The organism is Gluconobacter sp. Dm-74, assembly GCF_018256135.1.
Lineage (GTDB): Bacteria > Pseudomonadota > Alphaproteobacteria > Acetobacterales > Acetobacteraceae > Gluconobacter > Gluconobacter cadivus.
In genome coordinates this window covers 1-7,410 of the sequence record NZ_JAERLX010000023.1, presented here as the reverse complement: position 1 = coordinate 7,410, position 7,410 = coordinate 1, and the positions used below count along the sequence as shown (strand labels likewise).

Below are 7,410 nucleotides of genomic sequence, written 5' to 3'. Positions count from 1 at the left end.
CTCATACATTCATGTCCGCAATCCACATCGCAGCAAGCGTCATCTTCTACCTCAAAGAATGAGTCCTGAGCCTAGCCCTGCAGGTTACTCGCGGCAGCAAGAAGCTCTACACGGTCAAGCCGCTGCGGGTTCAGCAGGAACAGCCCGAACAGACATCCGGCGATGCGTGGACGCCTTGGGTCAGCCGCTGGGTTGCTGCCCTATCTCAGGCGCCGACCTTGGTGAAGCTCGAGGAACTGACTGCAAACGAGAAGTACCGGGAAGGGCTGGAAAAGCTCTCTGTCCGAGAAGACCCACGAGCACAGGAGCTGCAGAACGCGGCAACGCAGCGGGCCGAAGAACTTATGCAGGCCGCTTCTGAAGATACAGACGACATGGTGCCGGCATGACCCACCCCCGCGAGATCAACGAGGACCTGAGCGACGTGATTGCGCGCTCCCTCCTCATGGAGTGGATCGAGCGTGCAGCGGCCCTGCCGTGCCTCTCAGACCTCCGACATGACGACAACGAAATCCGCCGCGAGGGCGGCCTGCTGAATGCTGAGAAGTGGAGCGCGTGATGACCAAACTATTCCGTCCGATCCTGTTCGCGGCGCGCTCAATTCGTGATCTGTGGTGCTGGCTTACGAACGATCATGACGACTTCAATCCCGACCGCGATGACATGGGGCACTACCGATGAGCCAGACCGCTGAACCCGCAGGAGGACCCGACATGAGCGGGCGGGCGGAAACAGTCCGAGTGCGCAAGGCATGGCTGGTCCTCATACGCGGATATGAATTCGGACAGATTGTGTATGCCCCTACGGCAGGAAAGGCGCGATATCAGCGTCTGCTGAATATTGACAGTGACCGCGCCACTTTCGCCGACCTCAGCGCCCAAAGAGCAAAGCACAAAGATATTGTCCTTCCGGTGGCGGACCAAGCTGTTGCTGCGCTGGATAGCGAGCAGAAATCAGCACTGACCCACACATTGGAAAATGGCAGGTTTTATACTTCGACCGATGACAGGACGATGTGCAGTCTCGCCCAGGCGAGACTGGTCAGAAATACCGACAGAGGCTGGGGTAAAGGCGAGGCATACTTTGTCCTCACGGACTCCGGCCGAACGGCTGCCATGTCCCTGATGCCGCTCTATCCAGAATACCCGGAGTATCGAGCATGAGTGGGCAGATGGAAGCAGAGCGGGCCATCTTGGACCCATGCTCCGGCAGCAGGATGTTCTATTTTAATCGTGCGGATCCACGCGTCGTCTTTGGTGATATCCGAAGCGAGACGCATGAACTGAAAGACCGATCCAGTTCTGGAGGAAGCCGGAAACTAGTCATCGTGCCTGATCAAATTATGGATTTCCGCGCACTGCCATTTTCGGATGAACAGTTTCAGCTTGTCGTATTCGACCCTCCCCACCTCACTGCCAACGGGGCAAGTGGATGGTTGGCTAAGAAATATGGGAAGCTTGGGGGCGATTGGCGCGCGGATATCCGGAAAGGTTTTCAGGAATGCTTCCGGGTCCTGAGGCCTTTCGGAACGCTGATTTTCAAGTGGAACGAGCATGAGATCCCAGTGCGCGAGATACTGGCGTTGACCGAGGCTGCTCCACTTTTTGGGAATCGGTGCGGGAAGACTGCCAAGACGCACTGGATTGTTTTCATGAAAGGTGCAGCCATGGACGCGGAGAAACGGGCATGAGTGAGACACTCGAAGAAACCCTGACCTTTCAGGATGTGCTGAACCGCCTCAAAGGCCGCGTCGGACGCACGAAGCTCCGCGAGCATCTAAACCGCGTGCGAGACTTTCATGGAGGCCCCACGCATCGTCGCTGGGGGCACCGCATCATCTTTTACCCGGCGGATTTCAAACGCCTGCTGCTGAGCCTGGAATGTCACCCAAACTCGTCAAACGTGCCAGATCGGAAACCTACTACGTTCGCGGAACCGTCAAAGGACAGAGCATTTACGAAAGCTCAGGAACTCCTGACTTCCAGCAAGCGGAAGAATACAGGGCGAAACGCGAAGCCGAACTCTGGCAAGAAAGCATCTATGGCAAGCGGTCCGTTGTAACCTTTGCCCATGCGGTCTCTGCCTATGCTGAGGCAGAGCCGCGCTCCGAGGCAACCAAGGCCTATCTGCGTCGTCTGCTGGACCATTTCGGCACTACGCGTCTGGCAGACATCGACCAGATAGCACTCGACCAAGCCTATCGGCATATTCTGCGCGATGGAGCCGAGGCCAGCCCTGCCACAAAGGTCAGGTCTGTTCTTACGCCTCTGCGCTCCGTTCTGGAATTTGCTGCTGTTCGGAGATGGTGCGAGCGGCCGGCGTTCGACAAACCGCGCATTCCGATAAGCCGGACGGTTTATCTCAGGCCCGAGTAGGTGACGAGCTTGGTCGATAACGCGACGCCACACCTGAAGCCGCTGCTGGTCTTTCTGTTCGGAACCGGTGCGCGCATGTCAGAGGCTCTCGAACTAGACTGGTCCTGTGTGGATCTGAGGGGGAAGCGGGCTGTTGTCTGGCAGAAGCAAGGGAACGAGCGGCATATCGATCTGCCGCCTCGCGTCTGTGCATCGCTGGCGTCTCTGCCCAATCGAGACGGCCGCGTGTTCCGTCCGGTCCGTGCCCGAAAGTCGAGAAAGGGGAAGGGGAGGGAAATCGGTCAGGCGTATTCGGAAAACGGACGTACTAGCGGTGGTCAGATCAAATCCGGATGGTCAGTGGCTTGTCGCAAAGCGGGTCTGCCGGGACACATGCGCGTCTGGATACCCAAGGGGCAGGAGAAACCGAAGGGCGTATTCGTTCCGGACGTCACTCCGCATGATGCTCGTCACACCTGGGCAAGTTGGCAATACTGCCTGCACAAGGATCTGATGCGCCTCAAGGCTGACGGCGGTTGGGGTAACATCACGACAGTCACGCGCTATGCCAAGGTGATGCCAGAGGCTTACCGGGCCGAGATATTGGAATGGCTGGGCATCAGGGACTGAACGCGCGATCCCCGATTCGCAGGAGTGCGCAGATGCAGAGAGGGTGCACGGATTTTGCACGGATTTACTCGGTCACATACGGCTTTATGCGGTACCAAGCGGCTCTAAGCGACCCAGACTAATCAGCCCAATGGACTGAAAGAATCACTAGAAACTCTATATTTTCAAGGAGTTATCACCGGACCGAGTGGTGGGCGCAACAGGGATTGAACCTGTGACCCCTACCATGTCAAGGTAGTGCTCTACCGCTGAGCTATGCGCCCCCGGTCCGGTGAGGTGGCTTTTAACGGTGTCCGCTAAGCCTTGCAACCCCCTTTGAGGCGGAATATGGAAAATTATGAAAATTCCTTCGCCTCTAACGTCGTTCAAGGTAGATTATCCGCGGAATACTCCCACTCCTGTCGTGGTGTCTTCTCCGCATTCAGGGCGGTATTATCCTTCTGATTTTCTTAGCAGTGCATCCCTGTCTCTTTTTGAGCTCCAGCGGATTGAAGATCGCTTCATGGATCAGCTGCTGGAGGACGCCCCTGATTTCGGAGCGACTTTGCTGAGCGCAAACTTTTCCCGCGCCTGGTGCGATGTGAATAGAGACTGGCGCGAGGTAGATCCGGAGATGTTTGCTCCCACGCCTCCTGAAGACGAAGTTCTGTTAACCGCCAAAGTACAGGCTGGATTTGGAGTAATTCCGCGGTGTATTTCGCAGGGGTGCCAGATCTATCGACATCCCTTGCAACTTTCGGAATTAAGAAAAAGAATTGCTACAGCGTGGCTTCCTTACCATGAGGCTCTTGATACGATTTTGGAAGAAACACGTCTGCGCTTTGGATACGCAGTCCTTCTCGATATGCACTCGATGCCGAAATTACCTTATGCGCGTTCAGGCGATATTGTACTTGGTAACGTACACGGGAAAAGTTGTAGTAAAGAAATAATAGATAAAATAGAAGCTGAAATAAAATATAGTGATTATTCGATTCGTAGAAATTTTCCATATTCCGGAGGCTATATTACGCAGCATTATGGAAGACCGGAAGGAAAAATACATGCTGTTCAGATAGAAATCTGCCGCTCTCTTTATCTGAACAGCGCGACTCTTGAGCCGGGAAGCGGCTTTATGGAAACAAAGAAAAATATGCGGCGTTTTCTCGCTGCTATATCGGGCTGGACCTTGTAAATCCACAGGGGGCCCTGTTCATCCCGTCTTGACGGATCATTTTTCTTGGTGCGCGCAGTTTGGTTTGGTTATCGCCATATTGCCGCTTCCAGGCTGTTTCCGTCGATGAAGCAAAGTGCGTTTCTCCACTGGAAACACTAAGCGCTGTCTGTACCGATGAGGCGGGTCGGTATGGGTCATTGTGGATTATCACCGGATCAAACTGGAGAGAGGTCAAGAATAGCCTCGTCGGGGACAGACGTCGTTTTTCTTGACCTCAAAACCCTCATAAAATTGAGTAATGGAGACTTGTGATGGTCCAGAATTTTACGCCACTCTGGGGATCCGCAACAGATACGCCAGATATGATCGGCTTGGTCAAATCACCTCAGATTGCCAGCGCGTTTGGTAACAAGGTCGATGCAGATGGCGGACAGTCCATCAACCAATCAATTCAGTCCGGTGCGCTTGATGCACTCAGTACGCTCGATGGTGTGAGCGTTACGGATGTGCTGGCGGCCAGTAGTCGGGCGCAGGTGTCTTCGGTAATGCAGTTCAGGGCGCTTAAGACTGCACCTGTTGCGGTTACACTGACATCGTGGGACGGGACTGCCCAGACGCGAGGGGCTGCTGGAATTTTTCTTCTGGCATCTGATGGGCTTGTGGCGGATGGAGGTGTCGTCATTGCGACGGCGGGCGCCGGAACCTATCGCCGCGTTTTTCAGGGCGGGGTGGATCCGGCTTGGTACGGTGCAATCGGGGATGGCACCTCGCACCCGGCTTCAACGATGTTTGCCACACTGGCCGATCTGCAAACGGTTTTCCCCAAAGCTTATAGCCTGTCACAGGAAATGGACTGGCTGGCGATTCAGGCTGCCTCGCTCTCGGGATATGGCGTTTCCGGCCCAAAGCGGGCCTATATGATGTGCAACAGTGCGGTTGCCTCCGATGACAAACCGCTTGTCTGGATTCCGGGTACTACATTCGGATCGTTCGGTGGATCAACTTTCGATTTCACGGCGTTGGAAACCGCCGCTGACAGCCAGGATTTTGTGACGAACGGTACGTTCTCCGATACAAGCGGTGCAGGTTGGTCTAACGCCACGATCTACCCGGCAATGCAGATCACAGATACAACCTTTACGACCGGTGCGGCTATATTTACCGATCCGGCTGCCCATGGAGCCTGGACCGGAACAGTCTCGGGCGGTGTTATGACCGTGACCGGGTTTTCAGGAAGTCCTGCGCTGGCTGTGGGTTCTGTGGTTTATGACATCGACAACACGCTCGCTTCGGGGACGACGATCACGAAACTGCTGACGGGGACGGGGGGCGACGGCACGTACCAGATCTCTGATGGCGCGGCGTCTATTACAACTGCGGTCGCCATGTCGAACTCCACCGGCCATTATGGGCAGTTTGGCCAGAAGCTTACGTTGCCGGCCGGAAATTATACGCTGGACGTCAAGTACGAGGTTACGCTCGGGGCATCTTATGCGAATGGAAACGGACAGCCGGGGAATGTCGGGGTTTCGTTCAGTGCGAATGGTCCAGGGTCTGGAAATAATCCCTGGAACAATTATGTATTCAAAGACACCGGCTGGGCAGATCCAGCAGTTGAAGGCGAGATTTCTTTTGCATTCAATGTAGCAGAAGCTGGGAGCGCGTGGCTGACCATTTCGGTTTCGGGTTATATCAATGTTCGCGTTACGAGCGTCTCCGTCAAGGCATTGCGGTGGAACTGCGCAGTTCTTTCGACACGTGATGGTGCCTTGGAGCACTATTCGAATAATGTCCTGATCGAAGGTCTTACGATCCTTGGGCCGACGGGTAATGCTGGCCTGACGGGCTTATTTTATAATTCATTTCAGAACACGGACGGCACGATCCACAACTTCAAGGATCTTTCCATACAGGGGTTCGGTGTTGGGATTGACTGGCGTAACGGGGCTTATCTCGCTGAATACTGGAACTGCTCCGTAACGTCCTCTGCATTATATGCGGTCCAGTTCCTGGCGGGCAGCGTTAATGCGGGCGAGAATTTCCGCTGGTACGGCGGCAGTCTTGGAAATTCGACAGGAATTGTGTTCAATCCGGGCGGGGCTGAAATCACATTTTATGGAACGTCTCTGGATTATTCGGACCAGATCGTCATCCAGAACACCGGTCGCATCGAGATGCATGGCGTGCATTGCGAAATGTGGGGGCCTCAGACTGAGAACAAGCCGCTGTTTCATTGTACCGGAAGCGGATATCTGGGATGGTTTGGCGGAATGATCCTGCTGGCCGGAAATTCGGCGACCTATAAAACGCCACCGGTCTGGATGGAACAGAACCTTTCACAGATCTGTTTTTACGGGACCCAGCTTTACAACCTGACAAGTGCGGATGGTCGGGCAGCTTACGGCGCCGGGTCGATCAAGACGTTTAACATGCTGAATACCGGCAACCCCAATATCGGGACGTTTATCAACGGGACCTCCGATCGACTGGGACTGTCAGGAAAGTTTATTCCGCAGTCCAAGTCCGTATTGTGCCGGGATGGGATTGGGCTGGCTGGCGGCCTGTATTCCGATAATGCCAATGCGGTCTCCCAATGGGTATCGGATGGCGCGTCAGTCGCCATGAGCACGGCCTATACCGTCAACGGCAATCCTGCCGCGCTGGCGGTCACGACCCAGGGTAACAGTCGGAACGATCGCGTCGTGCTCTGTATCCCGATCGATCGTTATCAGTCAGGTTTTTTCAATATCCAGTGCCTGTTTCCCTACGATCTGACACAGACTGGCAAGGTTCTTTCAACGAATTCGCAGTCAGCAGCCTACTCGGATGATGTCTTTCCTCTCTATGCGCGGGCGTTTTACGTGTCGATTGTGGGTTATGACAACTTCGGGAGGCCGAACTTTGGTGCACGCGATCTGTTCGCGGGTGAAGCGGATTTCAGAATTCCAAAGCAGGGTTGCACCCAGTGGATGGAAGCTGGTTTTGCGTGTGCTTATTTGGGGCTGCCATCGGCAGGCACAGGCGAAAATGATATCTCGCTTGCAGGTGCGGGGGGCGCTCCGTCCTTTGCGACACATATCGCCATTGTTCTGGACAGCGAAAGTCTGCCTGCGACTACATATTATATTGGGGAATTCGGTGGCTCCGTCTTCTGATTTTTTTGTTGCAAAACCGAGATACGCTTAAAGAAATACTAGGCTCAGGACTCATTCTTTGAGGTAGAAGATGACGCTTGCTGCGATGTGGATTGCGGACATGAATGTATGAGCG

General features: G+C 54.6%; 9 protein-coding genes and 1 tRNA gene. 9 read left to right on the top strand and 1 reads right to left on the bottom strand.

Going from position 1 to position 7,410, the window contains the following annotated elements; genetic code table 11:
- Positions 1-218: 218 nt before the first annotated feature.
- From JK208_RS15660 to JK208_RS15635, 7 genes are all read left to right on the top strand, one after another.
- Entirely contained in the window at positions 219-389 is a 171-nt protein-coding gene (locus JK208_RS15660; protein WP_211576699.1) for a hypothetical protein, read from the top strand.
- Entirely contained in the window at positions 386-559 is a 174-nt protein-coding gene (locus tag JK208_RS15655; RefSeq protein ID WP_211576698.1) for a hypothetical protein, read from the top strand. The genes JK208_RS15660 and JK208_RS15655 overlap by 4 nt, the downstream gene beginning before the upstream one ends.
- On the top strand, positions 559-681 hold the full coding sequence (locus JK208_RS16130) for a hypothetical protein (RefSeq protein WP_283092440.1): 123 nt from the start codon (positions 559-561) through the stop codon (positions 679-681). Before JK208_RS15655 ends, JK208_RS16130 begins: the two co-directional genes overlap by 1 nt.
- 32 nt (positions 682-713) lie before the next feature.
- Positions 714-1,163 (top strand): hypothetical protein, encoded by a 450-nt coding sequence (locus tag JK208_RS15650; RefSeq protein WP_211576697.1) that lies wholly within the window; start codon positions 714-716, stop codon positions 1,161-1,163.
- Positions 1,160-1,690 carry a class I SAM-dependent methyltransferase gene (locus JK208_RS16025; protein ID WP_249202202.1) on the top strand — a complete coding sequence of 177 codons (531 nt, stop codon included), beginning with the start codon at positions 1,160-1,162 and terminating at the stop codon, positions 1,688-1,690. Before JK208_RS15650 ends, JK208_RS16025 begins: the two co-directional genes overlap by 4 nt.
- Positions 1,691-1,880: 190 nt before the next feature.
- Entirely contained in the window at positions 1,881-2,375 is a 495-nt protein-coding gene (locus tag JK208_RS15640) for a hypothetical protein (protein WP_211576696.1), read from the top strand.
- A gap of 9 nt (positions 2,376-2,384) precedes the next feature.
- On the top strand, positions 2,385-2,984 hold the full coding sequence (locus tag JK208_RS15635) for a tyrosine-type recombinase/integrase (RefSeq protein ID WP_249202201.1): 600 nt from the start codon (positions 2,385-2,387) through the stop codon (positions 2,982-2,984).
- Positions 2,985-3,172: 188 nt separating this feature from the next.
- Here JK208_RS15635 and JK208_RS15630 read toward each other — a convergent pair.
- Positions 3,173-3,247: transfer RNA gene (locus JK208_RS15630), tRNA-Val, on the bottom strand.
- Between the two features lie 74 nt (positions 3,248-3,321).
- On the opposite strand from JK208_RS15630, the gene JK208_RS15625 reads away from it, so the two are divergent.
- Both JK208_RS15625 and JK208_RS15620 read left to right on the top strand, forming a co-directional pair.
- On the top strand, positions 3,322-4,158 hold the full coding sequence (locus tag JK208_RS15625; RefSeq protein ID WP_211576695.1) for an N-formylglutamate amidohydrolase: 837 nt from the start codon (positions 3,322-3,324) through the stop codon (positions 4,156-4,158).
- A 293-nt stretch (positions 4,159-4,451) separates the two neighbouring features.
- Entirely contained in the window at positions 4,452-7,295 is a 2,844-nt protein-coding gene (locus tag JK208_RS15620; protein WP_211576694.1) for a hypothetical protein, read from the top strand.
- Positions 7,296-7,410: the final 115 nt, after the last annotated feature.

Excerpts from the sequence above, each read along its gene's own strand:
- JK208_RS15655 (WP_211576698.1), top strand. The coding sequence starts at position 386 with ATGACCCACCCCCGCGAGATCAACGAGGACCTGAGCGACGTGATTGCG.
- JK208_RS16130 (WP_283092440.1), top strand. The coding sequence starts at position 559 with ATGACCAAACTATTCCGTCCGATCCTGTTCGCGGCGCGCTCAATTCGT.
- JK208_RS15650 (WP_211576697.1), top strand. The coding sequence starts at position 714 with ATGAGCGGGCGGGCGGAAACAGTCCGAGTGCGCAAGGCATGGCTGGTC.
- JK208_RS16025 (WP_249202202.1), top strand. The coding sequence starts at position 1,160 with ATGAGTGGGCAGATGGAAGCAGAGCGGGCCATCTTGGACCCATGCTCC.
- JK208_RS15640 (WP_211576696.1), top strand. The coding sequence starts at position 1,881 with ATGTCACCCAAACTCGTCAAACGTGCCAGATCGGAAACCTACTACGTT.
- JK208_RS15625 (WP_211576695.1), top strand. The coding sequence starts at position 3,322 with ATGAAAATTCCTTCGCCTCTAACGTCGTTCAAGGTAGATTATCCGCGG.
- JK208_RS15620 (WP_211576694.1), top strand. The coding sequence starts at position 4,452 with ATGGTCCAGAATTTTACGCCACTCTGGGGATCCGCAACAGATACGCCA.